At 47.4% G+C, this 22,789-nt stretch carries 17 protein-coding genes; 5 read left to right on the top strand and 12 right to left on the bottom strand.

All coding sequences use genetic code 11. The annotated features are described in order from the left end of the window. Positions 1–17: 17 nt before the first annotated feature. Positions 18–647 (bottom strand): phosphatase PAP2 family protein, encoded by a 630-nt coding sequence (locus tag SP90_RS13150; RefSeq protein WP_066857117.1) that lies wholly within the window; start codon positions 645–647, stop codon positions 18–20. A 363-nt stretch (positions 648–1,010) separates the two neighbouring features. On the opposite strand from SP90_RS13150, the gene SP90_RS13145 reads away from it, so the two are divergent. Then, complete coding sequence (locus SP90_RS13145) at positions 1,011–2,771, top strand: chloride channel protein (RefSeq protein WP_066857114.1); 1,761 nt, start codon at positions 1,011–1,013, stop codon at positions 2,769–2,771. A gap of 218 nt (positions 2,772–2,989) precedes the next feature. Here the strand turns inward: SP90_RS13145 and SP90_RS13140 are convergent, their stop codons facing one another. Then, entirely contained in the window at positions 2,990–3,328 is a 339-nt protein-coding gene (locus SP90_RS13140) for a hypothetical protein (protein WP_066857112.1), read from the bottom strand. Positions 3,329–3,541: 213 nt separating this feature from the next. Between SP90_RS13140 and SP90_RS13135 the strand changes: the two genes are divergently transcribed. Further along, positions 3,542–3,907, top strand: a complete 366-nt coding sequence (locus SP90_RS13135; protein ID WP_082936451.1) for a diacylglycerol kinase — start codon at positions 3,542–3,544, stop codon at positions 3,905–3,907. A gap of 67 nt (positions 3,908–3,974) precedes the next feature. On the opposite strand, the gene SP90_RS13130 is transcribed toward SP90_RS13135, so the two are convergent. Together SP90_RS13130 and SP90_RS13125 are read right to left on the bottom strand one after the other, a co-directional pair. Then, positions 3,975–4,547 (bottom strand): DinB family protein, encoded by a 573-nt coding sequence (locus tag SP90_RS13130; protein ID WP_066857110.1) that lies wholly within the window; start codon positions 4,545–4,547, stop codon positions 3,975–3,977. 788 nt (positions 4,548–5,335) lie between these two features. Further along, the gene (locus tag SP90_RS13125) at positions 5,336–5,749 is read right to left on the bottom strand and encodes a DUF523 domain-containing protein (RefSeq protein ID WP_157471298.1); all 414 of its coding nucleotides are present in this window, start codon (positions 5,747–5,749) and stop codon (positions 5,336–5,338) included. A 334-nt stretch (positions 5,750–6,083) separates the two neighbouring features. On the opposite strand from SP90_RS13125, the gene SP90_RS13120 reads away from it, so the two are divergent. Beyond that, positions 6,084–6,401 carry a hypothetical protein gene (locus SP90_RS13120; protein WP_066857108.1) on the top strand — a complete coding sequence of 106 codons (318 nt, stop codon included), beginning with the start codon at positions 6,084–6,086 and terminating at the stop codon, positions 6,399–6,401. 206 nt (positions 6,402–6,607) lie between these two features. Here SP90_RS13120 and SP90_RS13115 read toward each other — a convergent pair whose 3' ends face one another. Together SP90_RS13115 and SP90_RS13110 are read right to left on the bottom strand one after the other, a co-directional pair. Further along, positions 6,608–7,957, bottom strand: coding sequence for a glutamine synthetase family protein (locus tag SP90_RS13115; protein ID WP_066857106.1), 1,350 nt, complete (start codon positions 7,955–7,957; stop codon positions 6,608–6,610). 317 nt (positions 7,958–8,274) lie between these two features. After that, positions 8,275–10,455, bottom strand: coding sequence for a glutamine synthetase III family protein (locus tag SP90_RS13110; RefSeq protein ID WP_066857103.1), 2,181 nt, complete (start codon positions 10,453–10,455; stop codon positions 8,275–8,277). A 534-nt stretch (positions 10,456–10,989) separates the two neighbouring features. On the opposite strand from SP90_RS13110, the gene SP90_RS13105 reads away from it, so the two are divergent. Then, positions 10,990–12,792 carry a lysophospholipid acyltransferase family protein gene (locus tag SP90_RS13105; protein ID WP_066857101.1) on the top strand — a complete coding sequence of 601 codons (1,803 nt, stop codon included), beginning with the start codon at positions 10,990–10,992 and terminating at the stop codon, positions 12,790–12,792. Between the two features lie 132 nt (positions 12,793–12,924). Here SP90_RS13105 and SP90_RS13100 read toward each other — a convergent pair whose 3' ends face one another. Beyond that, a complete protein-coding gene (locus SP90_RS13100; protein WP_066857097.1) occupies positions 12,925–13,830 on the bottom strand; it encodes an ATP-binding protein in 906 nt (301 codons plus the stop codon). 113 nt (positions 13,831–13,943) lie between these two features. Further along, a complete protein-coding gene (locus SP90_RS13095; protein WP_066857149.1) occupies positions 13,944–14,174 on the bottom strand; it encodes a MoaD/ThiS family protein in 231 nt (76 codons plus the stop codon). A gap of 523 nt (positions 14,175–14,697) precedes the next feature. On the opposite strand from SP90_RS13095, the gene SP90_RS13090 reads away from it, so the two are divergent. Beyond that, positions 14,698–15,057 carry a response regulator gene (locus SP90_RS13090; protein ID WP_066857094.1) on the top strand — a complete coding sequence of 120 codons (360 nt, stop codon included), beginning with the start codon at positions 14,698–14,700 and terminating at the stop codon, positions 15,055–15,057. Positions 15,058–15,449: 392 nt separating this feature from the next. Here SP90_RS13090 and SP90_RS13085 read toward each other — a convergent pair whose 3' ends face one another. The 4 genes from SP90_RS13085 to SP90_RS13070 form a co-directional block, all read right to left on the bottom strand. Further along, a complete protein-coding gene (locus SP90_RS13085; RefSeq protein WP_066857092.1) occupies positions 15,450–18,302 on the bottom strand; it encodes a ComEC/Rec2 family competence protein in 2,853 nt (950 codons plus the stop codon). Between the two features lie 258 nt (positions 18,303–18,560). After that, a complete protein-coding gene (gene thrC, locus SP90_RS13080; protein WP_066857090.1) occupies positions 18,561–20,012 on the bottom strand; it encodes a threonine synthase in 1,452 nt (483 codons plus the stop codon). After that, positions 20,012–20,617 carry a glycerol-3-phosphate 1-O-acyltransferase PlsY gene (gene plsY, locus SP90_RS13075; RefSeq protein WP_066857088.1) on the bottom strand — a complete coding sequence of 202 codons (606 nt, stop codon included), beginning with the start codon at positions 20,615–20,617 and terminating at the stop codon, positions 20,012–20,014. Before plsY ends, thrC begins: the two co-directional genes overlap by 1 nt. 72 nt (positions 20,618–20,689) lie before the next feature. Continuing rightward, the gene (locus SP90_RS13070) at positions 20,690–22,768 is read right to left on the bottom strand and encodes a ribonuclease catalytic domain-containing protein (protein ID WP_066857086.1); all 2,079 of its coding nucleotides are present in this window, start codon (positions 22,766–22,768) and stop codon (positions 20,690–20,692) included. Positions 22,769–22,789 lie beyond the last annotated feature (21 nt).

Below are 22,789 nucleotides of genomic sequence, written 5' to 3'. Positions count from 1 at the left end.
AAACTCCACCCTTTTTTTCAGGACTGTTGTTCTGATATCTGTTTTTCCGGTTCATCCCATGAGGGGTAGAATCGGTGCAGCAGAACTTTCCATAGAATAAGGCTGATGCATATTCCGAAAGCCCATCCGCCTAGAACGTCCAGCGGGTAATGCTTTGCTAGGTATACACGTGAATATCCGATAAGAAGCGGAAGTATCCATAAGAATGAGCGAAGCTTCGGCCAGAGCAGCATTGCCATGACAACCGCAGCAGCAGAGTTGGATGCGTGGCCGGAAATAAATGAAGAGCCGTGATCGTCTGTCTGGATAAAGTTGGCTGGTCGCTGGAGCCACTCCGCTTTTTTGTAACTGTAGTGGTAGGACTGGGCAATCGCATCTTTAGGGCGAACGCGGCCTACTGAATCTTTAATAATGTTTGTACCGATGTCGTTTGCACCGACAGTGGCACCGATAATGGCTAACCCGATAAGAAGGTGACGCCATTTTTTTGTTTTGATTCCGGTGATGAGTAAAAGCGGGATCGCAATAACCCAGACCATCATACGGTCAGAAAAGATAGGCATAAGAAAGTCAAAGACATCATTACGCCATTGCATATTGATAAGTTTGAAAAGGGCTAAATCCCATTCGGGAGTTGGAAACGCCATATATTCCTCTGAAAAGCAGCAGGCTCTTCGATGTAGAGCAAGGTGCTGCTATGTTTGTATCGGCAACAAGATACGTTGGGTGTTTGTGGCTAGTTTGTACTCATTGAACTCAGGGAGTGCAAGTTAAAATGATGGGTGACAAGTGTTCATTGAATTTTCGGATAGTTAAGAAGATTAAGCGCATTTGGGAATTGGAGTAAATGTGTTTACGGGGAACCATGCTCTAACAGCACAAGTCTTTGTTGTGGCAGGGGAGCAAGGAGCATGAGGCCGAGAGTAAGAAAAGATTCGTAATATATGGAAACCATATGATCTTTTTGTTATAGTTGAGCTACTCTTTGTTCACTGCACCGGAGGAGATGTATGCCGCAACAAAATGTATGCGATTCCCGTCCCTGGCTTGGTGTTTCATCCAGAATAAATGCGCACACGCCAATGTTGTTGCTGGCGCTTGGAGTAGGTGTGCTCGCTGGCTATGGCTCTGTTCTTTTTCGGTACGCCATAGATGCGGTACAGGTTCTGTTTTATAGAAACGGAGCCGATTTTCTGGAGTTTTGTGATACGCTTCCGTGGTACGCTATTGTACTGCCTCCTGCTGTAGGTGGAGCCATTGTCGGTCTGCTTACTTCCAAAGGAGCCCCTGAAGCCAAAGGTCACGGTGTACCTGAAGTGATGGAGGCTGTCGCATTACGCGACGGGGTTATCCGTAAAAGAGTCGCGGCTGTGAAAATAGCAGCATCAGCCATCTGTATAGGTTCCGGTGGCTCTGTGGGGAGGGAAGGCCCTATTGTGCAGATAGGTTCCAGCATCGGTTCAACATTCGGACAACTTCTTAAGGTGAACAGAACAAATCAGCGAACACTGGTGGGCTGTGGAGCAGCTGCGGGTATAGCCGCAACATTTAACGCACCCATTGCAGGCATTCTGTTTGCTTTGGAAATACTGCTTGGTGATTTCGGGTTTGCCGCATTTTCTCCTGTGGTTCTTTCCAGCGTTACTGCAACAGCCATTTCCCGTTACTATTTCGGAGATTTTCCAGCGTTCATTTCTCCTGTGTATGAACTTGGTTCCATATGGGAACTAGGGTTGTTTCCAGTTCTGGGAGTTGTGACTGCGCTTATTGCAGTACTGTTTGTGTTTGTTTTGTATAAAATGGAAGACTTGGCAGATCGTGTTGCCATTCCGCCTATGCTCAAGGCGTCACTTGGCGGCCTGTGTATTGGTGGAATGTTGCTGTATTTCCCTGAGCTTATGGGAGTGGGGTATGGTGCCATTACCCTTTCGCTTATGGATAAAATGGCATGGGGAACCATGCTGGTGCTTGTATTTTTAAAAATATTTGCCACATCGCTCACCATAAGTAGTGGAGGCAGTGGTGGCATTTTTGCGCCTTCGTTGTTTATCGGCGCCATGACAGGCGGGGTGTTTGGTGTTGCCGTGCATTATGCATTTCCGGCAGTGGTGCCAACTCCCGGGATATTTGCACTCATCGCTATGGGAGGTCTTGTGGCGGGGACTACCTATGCGCCAATTACAGCAATACTGATTATTTTTGAGCTCACCAGTAATTATCACATTATCCTGCCTCTCATGCTTACGTGTATAATCAGTACGCTTATTGCCTCCTCTATCAGTACAGGATCTATCTATACAATAAAGCTCATGCGCCGTGGCGTAGATTTGCAAGATGGCATGGAGCAGAATATTTTGAAGAAGTATCGGGTGAAAGATCTGATGCACCCTGTTGCAGATACCCTGTATGAAGGGGCATCCTTGCAGCAGGTGTTTGAAACATTCCGCAGAAAGAATGCTCCGTATCTGCATTTAGTGGATAGCAAAGGGGAATTGAGCGGGATTATTTCATTTCGTGATTTGCGCAGTGTTCTTGCAGAAGAATATTTGGACAATTTGCTCATTGCCAAGGACATTGCCACAACCTGCATTGAAACTGTGAAGGAAAATGATGTGGTGCTGGAAGCACTGCACAAAATGGCGGAGTTCAGTATTTCGCAGCTTCCGGTGGTGCGTGCAGATGGTACGCTGATTGGAACCCTCAGAGAACAGGATGTGCTGGCAGCGTATGATCAGTCTGTGGTGGGAATGCAGCTTGATGAAGCTGCCTGATAGTGAGACAAATGAGGACTTCTTGTTTGCCGATTATTCAATGCTTCAAAAGCCCGTCCGAATTGATGAGGTGTTGAGCAGGTGGTGTGACATGCTCGCTTTGCACTACTCAACATGAAATTTGAAAGATGAAGTAAGAAAAAGTCAGGTGCATCACAACGTGTGGGCATCTGACTTTTTTATTACTTCAGTATGGTCTGGGGTATGAACAAATATGGTTATCCAAGGCCGGGTAAAAGAAGTTTGCGGGGCTGGTTTACCCGTTGCTTTACCCGTGTCCATGTCTGCGGAGTGCATCCGAAACGGAATGACCATAAGTGGCAGTCCTCGCGAGCGCTGCAGGCACGTACTTCTGTACGGTTGTTGTCGGAGCACATGAGACAGTACTGGCGAATTTGCTGTACTGTGCTGCGTTCCGGATTTTCCGGTGTTGTGCCAAGCCGGTGGTTGAAGAACAGGCAGTCGCTGTCTTCGCATTCGTCTACACGTTTAGAAGAGCTGCCCTGACATGCGAGGCAGAATCGTCTGATTGCTTTGTTTGGTGGAACCTTTGCCATATATTGCCTTTATTGAAAGCTGTTTGCACATTTGTGCTACAAACAGTATGTAAAATCTGAAAAACGGAACCGAAGATTGTATTAATTTCGGCAGAATTACACAAATCTGCTGAATTTTTTACGCATATATTAGAACGGCGCGAACTATGATAGCATAATAGTTTCGCCGTGCTGCATAAAAAAACATGTATATAATACCGGACAGGGGGCACTGTGCCGATTAAAGATTCGATTACAACAGGTGTTGCACACTTTTTCCAGGCAACCGGCTACACGATTGAAGGACTTATTGCTACGTATCGTTCTGAAATTGCATTCAAACAGGAAATTGCTCTTATTCCAGTAATACTGCTTGTCGCCTGGTTTTTCTTTGGATTTCCTTCCGCATTATTGCTGACCGGCATGTGGCTTATAGTCTGTGCTTTTGAGTTATGCAATTCCGCGATTGAAAATATTGCAGATTTAGTTATGCCTGAGAAAAACGACTTTATTAAACGCGCAAAAGACGCAGGTTCTGCCGCTGTTGGTGTTGCCATTGTCGCTAACCTGCTCACGTGGCTGTATGTAATGTTTGTATAGAGCCGCAGTTTTCAAAATTAAGCCCTGTTCCGTGTGGAACAGGGCTTTTTTTGTACCGGTTAGGTCTTTATGTTGATGGCTCATACGGAAGAAGAGGCGTTTGCACGTTGAGTTCCATAAAAATATGTGAAAGCTGGAATTCATGCATAACAATATGGGCGAGGTTCAGGCTCATGGCTTGCTGAATATTCATGGGGCCGGCTATTTTGTGGGTAAAATAGTTTTCCGCAAGGCAGTCGCGTGGCGCTTCTGTGATGAATGCTCGCAGCCATTTGTGGTTTTCATCCCACATGGAGGAGAGCTCATCAATATCGTATTCGCCTTTAGGATACAGAGCCAGTTCCGGTACAGGAAGCAGCAGGTGCAGGTTAAAAACGTACGATGTAATACCGTAGGAAATTTTATTCCCCAGTGTTCGTCGCACCGGTTCCATGTCTTCAGGGTTTGGCAACCCGCCTAACAGGGAGCGTTCTGTAAGGATAATGTGTTCAAGCACCATAATTGGAGACCACCGGTCTTCCCCCGGTGGTTTACGGCGCACTATTCCTGCATACTGCTTGTTCAAAGAAGACAGAGCCTTGATGAGTTCTGTTTTATGGTCACTGGTCGAGTGCATCATATAGTAAAGATTCTGTTCCATTCCCGTAGGGTACACAGCCGTTTTTTATAGCTTCTATGATTACTCTGGGGGGCATATGTGGGGACAAGACGTGTATGCGACACAACATGACAGAAAAATTACGTAAAATTGCTGTCTGCGCAGTTTTTTCAAGGGATGATTAAACGAAAAGACAGGTGTTGCGCATGCGCAGGTGAAGAGCAGAGCACAAAAAAGTACTCCCCGATGGTGGTCGGGGAGTAGAAGAGGCCTTGCTAAAGGAGGAAAAAAACGTGGGCTAGTGTGAGTGAGTATGCTCGTCTATGTATATATAAAAACAGTTAAAACTGTTACTTGCTCAGTAAGCGGGGGTTGAACATTCAACCCCCGTTGGGACCTGATTGAAATGGTGAGGAGGTATACCATTTCTTTTGTAACCCTGACTGCACCAGTGTGGGGGGTACAGTCCAGATGCCTTTGCTAGAGGCAGTTGTTCAGTCTGCCCAGGGGTGTGTAAGGGGGACTGAAGCAATCGACACGTTTTCAACGAGGAGTGTATACTAGTTTTTTTTACGCATCTGCCACAATGCGGAAAGGAGCAAACTATGTAGTTGCAATGTTACTTGCGTTCTCTATGCTGTTTGATTGTATATAAGCATACAGCGTGCCAAAAGTTTTATATCAAATAAAACAGGTGTTTATTTTTACGTACAGAATTTTTGGTAAAAAATATGTGCAAAGTTTGCACTAAAAGAAAAGCACATGTGCAAGTTCGCATGTGCAAGAGTTGCACATGTGCAGAGAGCCTGTTGTGCACAACATAGCCAAAGCTAATCATGTGAGGTTACGTCCAGCCCCATTTCGAGCAGTTTTGCTGCGAACAGGCCGTTGCCGCTGATTTTGGTTCCTGAAAATGACCCGTCATAGATAACACCCTTGCCGCAGGACGGGGAGCGGGCTTGTAGAATCGCTTTTGTGCATCCTGCCAGCTCAACAAGTTTGTATGCCTCTTCCACTCCGCGATTCATCTGGTCAGTAATATCCTGCCCGTCTTTAGAGACAGCACGTCCATTCAGCAATTCAAAAGGTATTCTCGGAGTAGGAAAGCCCCCAAGCTGCTCAGGACAGACTGGCAAAGCGCGACCTTCCCGTACCAGCTGTTGCACCTGCTCACTCGCAGTGGCCTCTCCATCATATCTGCATTTGCAGCCGGCAAGGCATGCACTTACGACATATTCAATCATAGTCTCTCCCAATAATAGGTGTGTTGTCAGGCAAGGCTCTAGCATTCACATCTTTGCTCTGCAAGTACTCCAATGTATTCAGTGTACTATGGCGTTTGCTGGAGTGTGTTGAGCAATTCCTTCCGTTGGTGTGTTGTATTGAAATTGGACGGCTGCATAAAATTTACACACTATATCGAAGCTATTTTTGTGCCTGCTGTATGCTTTTTTTACAAGCGATGACAGCGCGCCATGACTCTCTTAAAGAATGTTTTTTAGTACCAGCTTGTTATCGTGTTTGGCACACAGGTTGCTTCATACGGGGCATATCAACGAAAAACTAAAGGGGTTAGTTATGAAAAAGTTTATCGCAGCTGCGGCTGTTATTATGGTGTTAACAGGTTCAATGGCATTTGCCGCAAACAACGCTCCAATGGGGCACATGGCCATGAACAACAGCGGGTACACTCAAACTCAGGGATATGCATGCCCGATGGGACAGAATGGAAATCATATGTACCAGCTTTCAGAACAGGGCAAAGCCAACTCTTCTTCAATGTGGGATTCTGTATGTAATTTCTTTGGAATGCATGGCGGACACGGTAGCCACGGCGGCCATTACGGTGGTCACTACAGCGGACACAATGGTGGTCATAACGGCAGACACATGTAGCATACAGATTGGGTGAATTGGGTAGAATTCATCTGCTGATCATTGAAAGAGAAAAAATACAGCCGGACTCATTGTGAGTCCGGCTATAATTGATACCAAATGCAAAAGTCAGATGGTCATGTACATATCGTATGTGACCATCTGACTTTTTTAGTATATTTTGCACTGCCTGATCTGTCAGATAAAGGCAGTTTTGGTCTTGAGCACTAGAGAATCGGCAAGTATTTGCGAAGTTCAAACTCGGAAACATGGGTACGGTATTCGTCCCACTCTATTCGTTTGTTGTTCACAAAGTTGGAGTGCATGTGATCTCCGAGAATACCTTTCATAAGCTCTGACTGTTCGAGGTGTTCAACCGCTTCATGGAGAGAACCAGGTAATGACTCAATACCCTTTGCGGTAAGATCTTCTGTTTCCATAGCGAAAATATTTTCTTCAACCGCAGCAGGAAGCTCGTACCCTTTTTCAATACCTTCAAGGCCGGCACCAAGGGTAGCAGCAAAGCATAGGTACGGGTTAGCTGCAGGGTCAGGACTACGAAGTTCAATGCGTGTTGCCTGCTCTTTGCCCGGTTTGTACATCGGTACACGGATAAGGGAAGAGCGGTTGCACTGTGCCCATGCGACATACACCGGAGCCTCATAGCCCGGTAACAGACGCTTGTAGGAGTTTACCCACTGGTTAGTGATGCAGGTGTATTCCTTAGCGTGCTTCAGTAGACCTGCAATGTAGCTGCGTGCTTCGCTGGAAAGGTTGTGCGGGTCATTAGCATCGAAGAAGGCGTTTTTACCGTTCTTAAATAATGACTGGTGTACGTGCATGCCGGAGCCGTTTTCACCGAACAGCGGCTTAGGCATAAAGGTAGCGTAGTAGCCGTGTTTGCGGGCAATCTCTTTCACTACCACCTTATAGGTCATGGCAATGTCTGCCATTCTAAGCGCTTCAGAGTATCTGAGATCGATTTCGTGCTGTGAAGGAGCTACTTCGTGATGGGAGTATTCAACATCCACGCCCATTTTTTCCAGCGCAAAAATGATTTCACGGCGCACATCGTTGCCCATGTCGAGCGGTGGTGCGTCAAAGTATCCACCGGAGTCGATAGCCTGCGGATTATTGGAATCTGTGAAGAGAAAAAATTCAAGCTCAGGGCCGACATAGTAGGTGTATCCCTTTTGTGCTGCTTTTTCGATAAGCTTGCGGAGGATATAGCGGGGATCACCTTCATACGGGGTGCCGTCCGGATTTTTAATGTCGCAGAACATGCGAGCCACAGGGCGGTCGGACGGACGCCATGAGCAAATCTGGAATGTGGTTGCGTCAGGATAGGCTACCATGTCGGATTCTTCAATGCGTGTGAATCCGAGAATGGAAGAGCCGTCAAAGCCCATGCCTTCTTCGAACGCTGCTTCAAGCTCTTTCGGCGTTACCTGAAAGCTTTTAAGGGTGCCAAGGATATCAACAAACCAAAACTGTACAAAACTAATGTTGTGCTCTTTTACTGCACGGATAACGTCATCACCGTTCTTGCAGTTGAACACAGTGTATTCTTCGGTCACAACATACCTCCCAAAGGCAAATTCTGCATAAAGTGGACTGCAGATATCTACCTTGTTCCTGAAAATATTACAATTTATGCGGGACTTACTGCGTGACATTGAAAATGATTGCGTTTTTTATGCCACATCCCTGTTATTCACGGTCGCATCATTAATCAGCATCCCAATGAATAGCAAGCAGTTAACAATATCCTTGTTTACAAAATTGTCACACAATGGAATTTTTTTCTATACTTAATTTTATCAGTGCATAAAAAACTCCCCTGTCTTTTTCAAAACAGGGGAGTGGCTTTGTCAATTGGAGGTGCTGGATAGCGCTATTTAATGAACAGCATTTCCTGGTAGGTAGGCAGAGGCCAGAGATCGTCAGCAACGATTTCTTCAAGTTTGTCTGCGTACTCACGAAGCTCTGTCATCACTGGCAGTGTCTCATTGCACAGGGAGTGTGCATGTTCCTGTTCGCCTGCATGGGACTTTGCGAGCATGGATTCGAGTTCATTCGCAGCGGACTCAAGGCCATTCAGGTTTTCGGTCAGCTTGGTCAGCGGGCCGGTGATGCAGCCGAGGCCGAGTTCTTTCATGTTCAGGCAGTTGCGTGCCAGTTCAGTCTGGTAACGTACAGCAGCCGGAAGAATGGAAGTACGGGCAAGCTTGATCGCAAGTTCAACTTCAGTCTGCAGTGTGTTGATGTACTGCTCGAAGAAGATGGAAACGCGGCTGTCGAGTTCGCGGTTGGACAGAACGCCAAATTCTTCAAATACAGCAACACTGGACGGGCTGTTGAGTGCAGGAAGCGCTTCCGGGGTAGTGCGAAGGTTCGCAAGACCACGTTTTGCAGCTTCAATTGTCCACTCTTCAGAGTAACCGTCACCGTTGAACACAACGTTGTCGTGTTCTTTCATGATTTCCTGAATAATTTTTGTAACCGCTACGTTGAGCTCAACACTTTCGTCTTCAACAAGTTTCTCAAGACGATCAGAGATGTATGCGAGAGACTCAGAAAGAATAGTGTTCAGAACAAGCTGTGCACCAGCGATGGACTGGCTTGAGCCTACTGCACGGAATTCAAAGCGGTTGCCGGTAAATGCAAATGGACTTGTGCGGTTACGGTCACCTGCATCCATTGGGATCGGAGGCAGTGTGTCAACGCCGACACGCAGGATGCCTTTTTCTTTACCGGTAACTTCAGCACCTTCTTTAATCTGGTCAAAGATATCGGTGAGCTGGTCGCCGAGGAAGATGGACATGATTGCAGGAGGAGCTTCGTTAGCACCGAGACGGTGGTCGTTGCTTGCACAAGCTACGCTTGAGCGGAGCAAAGAACCGTGTTTGTGCACAGCACGGATCATAGCAGCACAGAAGAGGAGGAACTGTGCGTTTTCGTGCGGGGTTTCGCCCGGATCGAAAAGGCTGCCGAACTGACCGTTACCGATGGAGTAGTTGAGGTGTTTACCGGAACCGTTGATGCCTGCAAACGGTTTTTCGTGCATCAGGCACGCCATACCGTAACGTTTTGCAACGCTTTTGAGCACGCTCATGATCATCTGGTTGTGATCGTTTGCGAGGTTTGAATCTTCAAACATCGGTGCGATTTCGTACTGACCAGGTGCTACTTCGTTGTGACGGGTTTTTACCGGCACACCGAGTTTGTAAAGTTCGCGCTCTGCTTCAATCATGAAGGCGAGAACACGTTTCGGGATGGTACCGAAGTAGTGGTCATCCTGCTCCTGACCTTTCGCTGGCTTTGCACCGAAGAGTGTGCGGCCTGCAAGGTAGAGGTCCGGACGGGAGAAGTAGAAGTTGCGGTCAACAAGGAAGTATTCCTGCTCAACACCGGCAAAGTTCTGGATGCGATCGAAATTTTCGTGACCGAGCAGCTTGAGCAAGCGGCTGGCCTGAGTGTGAACAGCCTGGTTGGAACGAAGGAGCGGAGTTTTCTTGTCGAGTGCTTCACCGGTCCAGGAAACGAACGCTGTCGGGATACACAGGAAAATGCCGTTGTCATTTTCAAGCAGGTATGCAGGGTTTGTAAGGTCCCATGCAGTGTAGCCACGAGCTTCAAAAGTGGTACGAAGTCCACCGTTAGGGAAGCTGGATGCGTCCGGTTCACCCTGAATAAGGGTAGATCCAGAGAACTGCGCAATAGCGCCGCCGCGTCCGTCCGGCTCAAGGAAGCTGTCATGCTTCTCAGCAGTGAGGCCGGTCAGAGGGTAAAATACGTGTGTGTAGTGAGTCGCACCTCTGGAAAGAGCCCACTCTTTCATTGCTGCTGCAACTGCATCTGCAATGGATGGGTCCATCTGCTCGCCATTTTCAATTGTGCGCTTGAGAGATTTGTACACAGCCTTCGGGAGGTGTTCTTGCATGACTTTGTCATTGAACACGTTGCAGCCGAACAGATCGGTTGGCTTTTCTTCGCTGAAGTTTAAAGGCTTGTTTGTTGTTGTTGCGTTGTTTACTGCCGAAATGGCATTAAGTCTTGCTAACGATCCACTCATGAAAATCTCTCCTTTACACTGATTCGCGCAATATAAATGGTACACGCCGTTTTCTGGCGTCTGCGTTTTGTTTTGCAAAAATATAAAGCACAGATGATGCCAGTGTTGTAAAATCAACAAGTTATGGAAAATGTCATCTTCTGTTGATTTCTATTTATGACAATTTTGTCATAAGAGCAACCTCGAAATAAGTCGTATTTACAATATTGTCAAAAAATGCACATTCAGAGTGGTGTTCTTCTTTTTATAAATAACAAAAATGTACAAACAGTGTTTTTCTTTCGCCTATCCTCCTTCTTTATTCAGAATCCCTCAATAAAATAGTGTAACATAAAAAACACAATGCTCAAAATTTCCCAAAGTTGTAATTGGTCGAAATTATGGTTTTATTATCGAAAAAACTTTGGAAACACGCTATAGCATTGGAACAGTCGTGTAATAATTTTCCGATAGAAGTCTGAACTATAGTATTTAGTGAGAGAAGCACGCGACACAGTGAGTTGATGAAGTGACTTAAGCCTTGAGAGGTCGACCATGATGAGACGGAGTATTGAGCACAGTAATATCAATCTGGATTTTATTCCGCCTAAGGTTAAAAAGGTACTTGCACCTATTAAAAAGCCGCTGATGCACGTTACCCGCGTTGACGGACTATTTTCAGTGTATGACAGCATTTCCCGCAGAGAAACGCCGCTTGAATTTTGTCAGAACGGACTTGAACTGTTGAATATCAAGGTGGAAGCGCTTGGCAGGGGGCTGCGCGATATTCCGCACGATAATCCGCTTGTGATTGTTTCTAACCATCCGTTCGGGGGGATTGAAGGAGTGGCGTTGATGGCAGAGCTTCTGCCGCTGCGTCCTGAATGTAAGTTTTTAGCGAATTTTTTGCTTGGAATTATGCCCGAATTACGCCCATGCATGATTGAAGTGAACCCGTTTGAATCTCAGGAAGCACGCCGTGCCAACGTACGAGGGCTTCGTAATGCCATTACTCATGTGGGTGACGGTGGAAGTCTTGTTGTTTTTCCAGCTGGTGAAGTTTCCCATCTTCAGCCAAAGATGGGTGGCATTGTTGATCCGGTCTGGAACAGAAACGTTGCGCGGATTATCCGTAAAACAAATGCAGATGTGCTACCGTTATACTTCCACGGTCGGAACAGTCTGTTCTTTAACATGATGGGGCTTGTCCACCCGCTGGCACGCACCGCATTGCTTCCTGCCCAGCTGTATAACAAGCGAAATAAAAAGATTACGTACAGCGTGGGGAACATCATCCCTTCCAATATGCTTAAAACCTTTGCTACAGAAGATGATGTGATGAACTATCTTCGTGTACGTAGCTATTCTCTGGCTAAGCGTCCTTCAGCAAAGAAATTTTTTATTCCGCTTAAGAAAGAAAAAGATCAGATGGAAATTGCGCAGGCGCGGCCGCATGACTCCTTGCTGAGGGAAATAGACAATCTTCCTTCTGAGCAGATTTTGGTGAAAGAAAATGGATTCACCGTATTTGAAGCTCAGGCGTTTCAGATTCCTAATATGCTCCATGACCTTGGCAGGCTTCGTGAATTGACCTTCCGCCCCGTAGGGGAAGGAACCGGATTGGATCTTGATCTTGATACCTATGATTACGAATACGATCACCTGATTCTATGGGATGACGAAAAAGAATGTATTGCCGGCGCATACCGTCTCGGGTGTACAGATAAGATTGTACCGAGAAGCGGTGTGAAAGGTATGTATTGCAGTACGCTTTTCAAATTTAAGCCGGAATTTTTCACAAGATTTGAGCATGCTGTTGAATTGGGACGCGCTATTGTCCATCCGGAATACCAGAGGGACTACAGCCCGTTGATGCTTCTCTGGCAGGGCATCGGCCAATACATACTACGTCGTCCCGGAAGCCGCTATCTCTTCGGGCCGTGCAGTCTGCCGCTTGAGTTTAATCCGTTTACCCTTGTGACGGCTGTGAACTATCTTAAAGAACATCACATTGATACAGAGCTGGCAGAACTGGTTGCCGGTAAAAAAGTACCTAAATTGAAATTGCCGAAAGGAATTCCGTCAGCATTCAATATCGCAGACCTGAGTTTTACCGGTCTCAACGGGCTGGTGAAAGACATGGAAGAAGGCAGGACAATGCCTATTCTCTTTAAGCACTATCTGCGACTTGCTGGAAAAATAGGAGCGTTCCATGTAGATAGCGCATTCGGAACACTGGATGCATTTCTTATGATCGATCTGGCAGAAACGCCGCTGAGAACATTGAAAAGGTACCTTGGGGAGACAGAGGCTGTTCAGCTCGTTGATTCATTTGCAAAGCCGGAGACTGTTCAGTAGCCGATTGGTATTATAGGCATATATGAGCGTCTGACTTTTTTGAAATGACGCTGGGATATGTTGGTTTGTTAATAAAATAAGGGCTGTTCTGAGAAATCAGAACAGCCCTTATTTTTAGATATGCTATGAGACCTATTCGTCGGCAGCGACTGCATCGCGTGTGCGGCATACGCCACAGATACCGGCAGAGGTCGGGTAGCCGCAGCGTTCACATGGAACTGGCTTGGTGCCTTCTGCTTTTTCGAATTGACGGAACGGTTCACGACCGTGTGAAAGGAATGCGGTGTAGAACGCAAGTTTTCGTCCCGGCATCTCTTCTTCCAGCTGGTTCCAGAGCTTTTTGTACGCAGTGGATGTTGCGCCTGGTGAGTATGGACATGGTGCGTAATGATATTCCAGACCGTTGAGAAAAGCGTAGTTAGCGTTTTCAAATTCAGTGAGTCGGAACAACGGGCGCACTTTGCGGGCAAAACCGTTTTCTGCTTCAAGCAGCGGGCCCTGATCGCTCAGGTGCGGGATATCCCAGCGCAATGTGTTGGAGAACAGGCGTGCAATCTCATCATCAAGGTTATGCCCTGTGGCAAGTGCGGTAAAGCCTTCGTCCATGGCTACCTTGTTGAAGAAGTATCGCTTGATGCGTCCGCATGCTGAGCAGACAGAACGGGAAAGCACTTTTTTAACGCGTGGAATCTGCAGGCCTTCCTGCTCCATTTCTTTTACGATAAGCGGAATATCGTGTGCGGCGCAGAAGCGTTCTACAACACCGCGTGCTGCAGCAGAACTGTCGGGGATGGCAAGGTCGATGTGCAGGCCGTGAACCTTGTAGCCGAGTTTTTTCAGTACAAGAGCGCAGGCGAGAGAATCCTTACCACCGGAAAGAGCGACAAGAATTTTATCTTCAAACGTAAACAGTTTCTGGCGGCGGATGCTGCGTTCTACAGAGCGTTCGTAGAACGACATAAAACAGTCGGGGCAGAAACCTGTATTATGGCTGGGAAGTGAAACAACCGCAGTTGCTTTACATACTTTACATTTCATACTGTGTTTTCCTTTTGGGTCATAAGCGGCGTCTTGGATAGCCGACGCCGGAGACATGATCAGGATATAGTGGAAAATGCCGCACAGCAGAGACGTGTGCGTGCAATACAGAGTTAGCCGCTGGAAACAACGGTGCGCACGATTATTTCGTCGCCATGAGAGAGCTTGCGATCAGATGTAAGTAATTCGTTGTTGCGGATAACAAGCACTGTGGTCGGGCTTGCTTTCACCATGTTCAAAAGTTGGCGAACAGAGCGAGCTTTAACAGTACGTGTTTCGTTTTGCGGCTGAAGCGTCACAGTAACGCCGTATGGTCTTGTGTAAACAACCTTTTCTTCTTGCATGTAGGTCATCCGGAAAAAATAGAGTTAATGAACAGCTCCTGCCTCTTGTGAGCCGAGACAGGAGTTTACTTCAGACGATGGATGTCTTGCGGCTACTGCCGGTATCGATACAGCGGCATGGCGCAGGCACAGGACAGTCCGTGCATACTTTACTCATTTTTTACAGCATGACAAGAATTGCTACTGTAAGCGCTTGCTGATGTATTGGCACACGAAAACTCAATTTTCGTAAGCAGAAATATTCATGTAAATTGCATTGTTATCTTTTTTTAAGGAGTGTGCATATATTTAGGTAGTAATTTGGGCATGCTGGAGTTTTATACTTTTTATTGAAGGGGTTACAATTGTCGTTGCAATTGGCGGCAGTGTATGCCAAGTATACGCGGTGCTATTCACATGCGAATATTTACGTCGCAACATCTACAGACGATAGCCGCGCTATGTTTTAATCATTGCGAAATCAGCCTCTACGCGAGATTACCATGTAGAGAATTATCCATTTTTTCGTGTCAGGGAGAATGAGATGGCTGAGAAAAAAGTGCTTATTGTTGATGATGAAGAGAACATCCGGTTGTTATATAAGGATGCATTTGAAGAGGATGGATACGTTGTGGCACTTTCTGACGGTTCTGAACCGATTCTGGATGTGCTGAAGCGTGAAGATCCTGACGTTGTTATACTGGATATACGTTTGAATCAGAAGCTGACCGGCTTGGATTTATTACAGGATATCAGGAGCACAAATACAACGTTACCGGTTATTCTCAGTACAGCTTACGACAGTTTTCAACATGATATGAAGTCCATAGCGGCAGATCACTATGTGGTAAAATCTGTGGATTTGACAGAGTTGAAAGCTAAGGTTGCAAGTTTTTTTGAATAGCATTATTTTTTTATACACGAACTAAAAAGGACACGCTCATGCGTGCCCTTTTTGAGATATTGTCTCTTGAAGGGGGTCATCCTTCAAGGACTTTGCTGCTAGAGCTGGTCACTCTTCAGCATCAGGATAATGTGTGTAGCGGCCCTGTTTTTTAAGCGGAATGGGGCCGCCGCATGTCCGGATAGACCGAAGCAATCTCCTGAAGCATTTGACAGGTTGTAGTCACGGAGGGGTAGTCCTGTTCCTCACCAACCCATCAGGATGCTTTCTTTTTTTCTACCACACATCATATATTCCACAAGCCTTAACCATGTTATTTTTCGAAAAATAATGAAAATAATTCGAATCTAACATCTTCATATTACAGAACAAGCCCTTTCTAATATCGTAGCTTACTCTAACAAGAGTTCTACTTCACCATGTTTTGCTGTTGTAAGAGTTTGGATACCCCTTCTATGCAGTTCGCCCATGACCAATGTAGATGGAAAATTGTATTTGTTCATGAATCCACAAGAGGCGATAGCCAGCTTTGGAGAAACAGCATTATACAATTCCGGTGAATAACTGCTTGCTGAACCGTGGTGCGGGAGAATGAGCACTTCTGCACTGAGATCGACGTTTGATCGTAGCAATTCTTCTATACCTTTCAGTTCGATATCTCCGGTAAGAAGCACAAGTCCCTTACGTGCATTGCCGGTGTGCTCCACCAGCCGGAGTACCAGCGATCTATTGTTTCCTTCTAGAAATGAGTTTTGAGAAGGATGCAGAACCTCCAGTTCCAAATTTTCTGAAATCGTCAGGGTATCTCCTGCAGCAAGGACTGTTTTTTTGATTCCTGATTTTTTGAGTGAATTTGCCAGCTGCTTTTTATTCCATCCATGAGGAATAGCTGCTGTAGCATAGTATCCTTGCACGTCTGCGTACGCGAGTGGGTGGAATAAGCCTCGAATGTGATCCGTGTCCGGATGTGTGGAAAGAATCCATTGCAGGCTATCGTCGTGCTGTCGGGTTATAGATGGAACAATTATGGCGCGTCCTATATCAAACGAGCGGGAAGAAAAGCCGCCACCGTCAACAAGCATGCGTTTTCCGTTTGGAAACGTGAGCAGTAAAGCCTGCCCTTGCCCTACATCAAGAATGTTCAGCTTCGTGCGTGTTTCAGGTGAATATGCCTGTTGAATCTCCGGTACAAAGGCCAGCAGTATAAAGCCGGTAAGTGCAAGTCGTGCCATCCAGTGAGCAAGTCGTGATTGCGGAACAGGTGTTGATATCAGCCTGTTCTGGTGTGTTGCAGGCGTATCCTGACGTGTGTTGTCGGAAGGACGTTGTGTGCTTGGCTGATTTTCAATGTCATCGCCAACTAGCGGTAATCCCGCAGCCGTAAACAATTTGCTTTCCCATGTCGGCGCACCTTCGTACAGGGAGGTAAACATTTCGGGCACGGCGTATCGTCCTTCAATCTGCCACCATACAAGTGCAGAAAGGATTGTGCCGTACCATGCAACAATGCCCAGCCAGTCGGGACGTTGCATGATTATGGGAGCCAGAAATCCTGCATTATCCATATCATCAAGGAAAGCAAACAGCGTCGCAATGGGCGCAGCAGCAGTAGCAAAAATAGTTTCCGCAATCGGTGTCAGCGCAGGGAAGGCAAGGCTTGCGCATGCAACGATAAGACCTGAAAGCATTAACGGCATAATGATCATGCCGAGCAACGGCAGCCAGACGATATTCAGGATGTTCCATAAGGAAAGCTCATTAAAATTCCAGATAGTGACCGGATAGAGCACAAGCTGAATAGCGATGGACAGCAGGAAAATATCGAAAGCAGCTCGTTTGAGCCGTTGGAGGCGTGTCTTCTTTTCGGGCAAAAGATACGCTTTGGCAGACGCAACCAAAGGCATAGCGATGATAATGGCAACAATAGCCAGTGCGGAAAGCTGAAGGCGTAAATCAAAAATGATGAGCGGGTCAGCAATAGTCATGATGGCAAGTGCCCAGAAAAGACCATCCATAAAGACTTGTGGCCTGTTGAACAGTAACAGGGTGCACCAGCAGCAGAGCATTATGAATGCCCGCACCAGAGACGGTGATCCGCCGCCAATCCATACATAGAGAGCCGCAGCCGGAAGAATAGCAAGTGCCAACAGCTTTGGGCGGCTTATGAGTTCATAGATACTTGCCCGCCGTATACAGATGGAAAGCAGAAGGGAAACACTGAGTGCAACAATCGCCAGATGCATTCCTGAAAGCGCAAAGGAGTGGGAGAGTGATGCTCTGGAAAGCTGGGAGTACCGTCTGCTCGGAATATCGTATCTGTCACCGAAAACAAGCGCTGGGATAAACCGCACTGCGTCCCTGAATGGCGTGACTCCTAATGTGGAAGCCAACTTCTTTCCAAGATCTGTATGGATAAGCTCTTCAAGCTGGTTTGAGACAGTAAAGCGCATTGTTTCACGCCACTCTGTGAGCAGCGAGATATCACCGGAACGGACAGGGATAGCCTTATCTCCCCAAGTCCACATACGCCAGAAAACGCCTTTGTTCTGCCAGTATTCCTGACTGTTCCAGAGGCTTTTATTGCGAAATCCGACTATGGGAAGCAGCTTTGCTTTCAGAGAAACTGTTTCGCCTACCATCGGACGCAGTCGTTGTATTCTGCTACCTTCGTCCAGTGTGCCTTTTTTTGTCTCTCTTTGCCCTGTCTTAGGCGTTTCAGCAGCCTGTTGCTTGTTCCATGCGTCTTTCCGGTTTGCCCATGTCCAGACGATATCTCCGGTAACTGGGTGTGTACTTTCATTTACGCTGTACGTTGCGTCGGTCAGGATGAATTTAATGCGCCTGTCCGGCGAGGTAATGACTTCACGGATGCGGCCAGTGACCTGCACGGGCTTTTTTCCCAGCACAACAGAAGGCAGGGAGTCTGGCGTACGGATATCATAGGGGCGTGCGGGGATAGCAGCGGAGCCGACTTGGATTCCAATGAAAAAGAGGACGCAAAGGAGCCCGAGCCGGACTGAGCCTTGCGAGAGCGACAGGTTTTTTTCAGGAAGCTGCCGTGCAATGTGCCTTGTGAGGGCGTAGAAGAACACAATGGAGCCAAGCAGAACGAGTGACGGGATGAAGTAACGCGCACCCCACAAGCCGGCAAGCCACGCAAGAAAGTACCAGTGCCACATAAGCAGAGAAGGATATGTGATTGAAGTGTGTGGCGAAGTGTTTTTCACGTGCTGAAAATCCTCCATGCTATGCGGCTCCCGAGTGTGATTACAAATTTGTTATTAACGGTAATGCAAAAAAAATAGCTTTTCAATAAGGGGAGTGAAGATTTCAGCAGTTCCGGTTTTGCTTGCTGCATTTTTTAGGTTCACAATAAGAAAAGGCTGTCCTTATACGAAAGGACAGCCTTGTTTTGTACGATATACTGAGTATCCGGCAAGGTTGTGGGACTTCTACCCATAGCTTGCGGATAGCAGGGGCTAGAGAGTGCGAAACGTGTTTCGCTATTTGCTCTGGAGTCCCAGTTTGCCGGCAATGGTCTTTGCAGCAGTTTCAGTGAATGCTTCAGGTGCCAGCTCTGCTTTTGCAGACTCTTCAATGACCAGCTGCGGTGCATTGGCGAGTGAGGTGTCCGGCGTAACGCCGAACTCAGCAGGGAAACTGTTGCTGAAGTACATGTCCTGGAAGCCGGAGAATTTGAGTGCATGTGCTGTAGCATCAAGAATTGCAAATTCATCTTCAGCAATGAGGCCGAGTTCTTTTGCACGCTTGAGGCCTGCGTAACATTCGCCGCCCTGTGTACATGCAATGTGACCGTTCATGTTTGCTTCAATCATGGAGTCCATGATCATCTGTTCGGTGACTTGCAGTACCTGAAAAGAGCCTTTGCCGCCGATTGCTTCAAACTGCTCTGCAAAGTGCTTTACACGCGGGAAGGACACAGGGTTACCGATCATTGCAGCCTGTGCAACGGACGGTGTTACTGCTACCGGCTTGTATTCACGTTTTGCAGGGTCTTCTACGCTGTAATACTGGTAAACAGGGTCAGCATGGTGAGACTGCACACCGAATACGCGAGGAAGATCGCTTATGATGCCGAGGCGGTGCAGCTTGAGGAAGCCACTCATAACAGCAGTAATGTTACCTGCGTTACCTACTGGTACAAAGACACATTTGCCTTTGAGATCCCAGTCACACCATTGTGCAACTTCGAATGCGTAGGATTCCTGACCGAGAATGCGCCAGCTGTTTTTGGAGTTGAGCAGGGCAACACGGTAGTTTTCAGCAAGGTTTTCTACAACCTTCATGCAGTCGTCAAATACACCCGGAATCTCCAGTACGGTTGCTCCGGAACCCAGAGGCTGTGAAAGCTGCTGCGGAGTAACTTTACCGTGCGGCAGAAGTACTACGGATTTGAGCGGAGAGCCGATGTGGGATGCATACAGAGCCGCTGCTGCTGAGGTGTCACCAGTGGATGCGCAGACGGTAAGAACTTCGTCCCAGCCGTTTTTACGAACAAGGGCTTTGAGGTATGCAAAAGCACAAGCCATGCCGCGATCTTTAAACGACGCGCTCGGGTTCTGGCCGTCGTTTTTAAAGGCAAAGCGGATGCCGGTTTTTGTAGCAAGATGATCATTTGCTTCAACAATCGGGGTGTTACCTTCACCAAGGTACACAATATCATCTTCTTCCAGAACAGGTGCCATTAACTCGTAAAAGCGGAAGATGCCGCGAAGAGCTGTGTTTTTGGAAGCAGCACGGGTGTCGAACAGTTCACGCCACTCTTCACCGCTGCGTTGAGACAGCTTTTCAAAGTCGAGGTTGTCGAGCAGGAATACGCCGCCGCATTCAGGGCAGGTGTACAGAAGTTCTTCGATACCGAAGCGTTTTCCACAACCGAGACAGAAATATTCCATTGTTCCCCGATATTCAGGGAATACTGATGCGTTGTTCATTATGCTTGTTCCTCGTGCTTCTTTTTGAGCCACGATTTTTCTTCACCACGGGCGAGGCGGCCGATGTTTTCTCTATGAGTCCAGAATACGAGTGCGAGCACTGCGATTGCCAGAGGGATAAAAGACCAGTGGCCGGACAGGAACAGGAATACAGGAAGGGTGACTACGAGAGTCAGTGACCCCATAGACACGTAGCCGGAACGCCAGATGACAAATGCGCTGGCGAGACAGCTGAAAAGAATAGGGTAGAATGCCAACGGGATAAATACACCCACGGTTGTTGCAACAGCCTTGCCGCCTTTAAAATCAAGGAAGCAGGAACGGACATGTCCGATGAGGGCTGCGAAAGCAACAAGACTTAAAAAGAGCCAGTTGTGGCTGATAGTAAACGCGATGGCTACTGGAACTGCACCCTTAAGAAGGTCACATGCCAGTGTTGCTACACCGAACTTAAAGCCGCAAAGACGGGCTACGTTGGTGGCGCCAACGTTTTTACTGCCGTCAAGACGCGGATCAATGCCGCATGCAGCTTTAGCGATAAGCAGGCCGAACGGGATGGAACCCATAACATACGCGATACCAAGCCAGAGAAGTTTTGCCAGCATGTTCACTCTCCTTGCGATAATTCAATAATCTGTTCTCTACGCAGTGATTGCGGATAATTGAAGAACAGTCAGTTAACTTTCCATTGCATCCAGAATCTGGATTTCGTTATTCAAAGGGTGAACCTTACCGATGCGAACCATAAAATATTGCCCCGGATTCACCTTATCGCCAAATGACTTACGTCTGCCACGTACGAAAATTTGCTCGTTCGGTAAAGATACCGTGACAAATGCATCGTTTTCTTCTGTGACAATTGCTTCACGCCATACTTTGTCACCCTGCTGCTTGAAGTACAGCAGTTTCCAGTAACGCGGGCGGAAGCGCTGAATCTGTCCGACAGAGTCAAGACGAGCATTCAGCAAAGGAAGCATGTTGGTAATTTCTTCTGCACTCCAGCGTGCTTCCCCTGTAGCAATATAGTGTATTACTTGTGCTACGTTGACAAGGTCAGGGTACCGTCTGAGCGGCGAAGTGATCGGGCTGTATGCATCTACACCGATACCTCTGTGCGGTTTGGGTGCTGTTTCCAGAATAGCAGATGAGAGTGCTTTTACAACACGGGCGATATCGTGCGGAGCACTCCAGATGCCTACATATTCTTTAGGAACTGCAACATCCTGCGTTCTGTGCAGCAGGGTTACCCCATGCTCTTTTGCCCATAACGCAACGCCGGAGTTTGCGAGAATCATCATCTCGCTGACCAGCTTCATTGCTTTCGGTGTATCGTCGGCAGGAAGAATTTCAACTTTGGTCTGCTCCCCTTCACCGGAGAGTTTTACCTTTGGATCGTTCCGTTCGATAATAACAGCACCGTTGGCTATCCGCTGCTCCTGTAGCTTATCGCTGAGTTCAGCAGCAAGTTTAATTTGCTCTGCAAAGGCTCCTGCTGGTGTACTTTCTCCACCGCCGTTAATTACTGCTTCTGAGTCGATATATGTCAGATTTGCAGCCAGATTAACCCAGACTGTAGTCGGGGTACAACGCTCAAGTTCGCCTGTGCTGCTGCATTCCATATCAAGAATCAGTGACGGACGTGCTTCGTTTGCATGCAGACTGAAGAAGTCAGTGCCAAGCGCTGTCGGCATCATGTGGCAATCACCTTCCGGCAGATACACGCTTGTGGCGCGGCGCAGAACATGTTTGTCGAACGGACTGCCGAACGGCCAAGCTACTGCAGGGCAAGCAAGGGAAATCCGAAGGCGGTAGCCACCGTCACCGCGCGGTTCGATGTTGAACGCGTCGTCGATGTCTTTAGTAGTAGCTGAGTCTATGGAAATATATGTGCGTTCTTCCGGTTTCTGTTGAACGGAAAGACACTTTTCTTTGATATCGTTAACTTCTGAAGTAAATTCGTCTGCCCAGTTGTTAGAGCAATCGTAGTCGGCACGATCCAGCCAGAAGTTATGATGAGCTGGCACCAGATCCCAAGCGCGGGCAAGATGCAGTGCCATATGCGGATCTTCTGGAAGTCCCTTGGCAAGTTGTTTCCAGACCTGCTCAATTTCGTGGCTGTCCGGATCGCTCATACGGTTCAGGATAATAGTTTTGAGCTGTTCAGCAACTCCTTCGTCAGGCGCTTTACCAAGGGTGCGTCCTTTGGAATGTTTTTCCCAGAGATTGCGGAAAAATCCTACACCTTGCGTGACCAGCGCTTCACGTTCCTGTCGTTTGCGCTCTTCTTCCTGTCGTTTTTCTACTTTTTCAGCAGGGTAGATTTCAAATTCCGGTGGCTGGAATTTGAAATGAGTTTTGCAAGCCAGCATGGCACTTCCAAGTGCAGCCAGCTGGTCAATCGTAGGGTCTTCCCACAGCAGTTCTGCAAACCACTGGATGGATTCCTTGTCGACTTCACCCTGTGCAAAATCCCATAACTCAAGTGCATCGATTTCTGCGCTCATGGCATCACGCTTTGCACGATGTTCTTCCAGCAGCGTACCGATTTCCTGACGGGAACGTTCGCCGCTGTACGATGGACCAGCCCAAGGCAGAACACGTGATGAAGCGAGCTTCATCTCCCGTTTATTGATGGTAAGAAGCCGCAGTTTTCCACCTTGTTCGTCAAGCACCCAGCCTTGCTGAGCCTTGTTACCGTGCATAAATTCTACAACGCAGCCCGGCCCGGGATAGCGGACCAGAGAAGAAGCACTCATATAACCTGCTTTATTTGGTAA

The organism is Halodesulfovibrio spirochaetisodalis, from assembly GCF_001672295.1.
Classification (GTDB): Bacteria; Desulfobacterota; Desulfovibrionia; order Desulfovibrionales; family Desulfovibrionaceae; genus Halodesulfovibrio; species Halodesulfovibrio spirochaetisodalis.
Note: the sequence above shows the minus strand (reverse complement) of the source record. Positions and strands in the feature narration are given on the sequence as shown.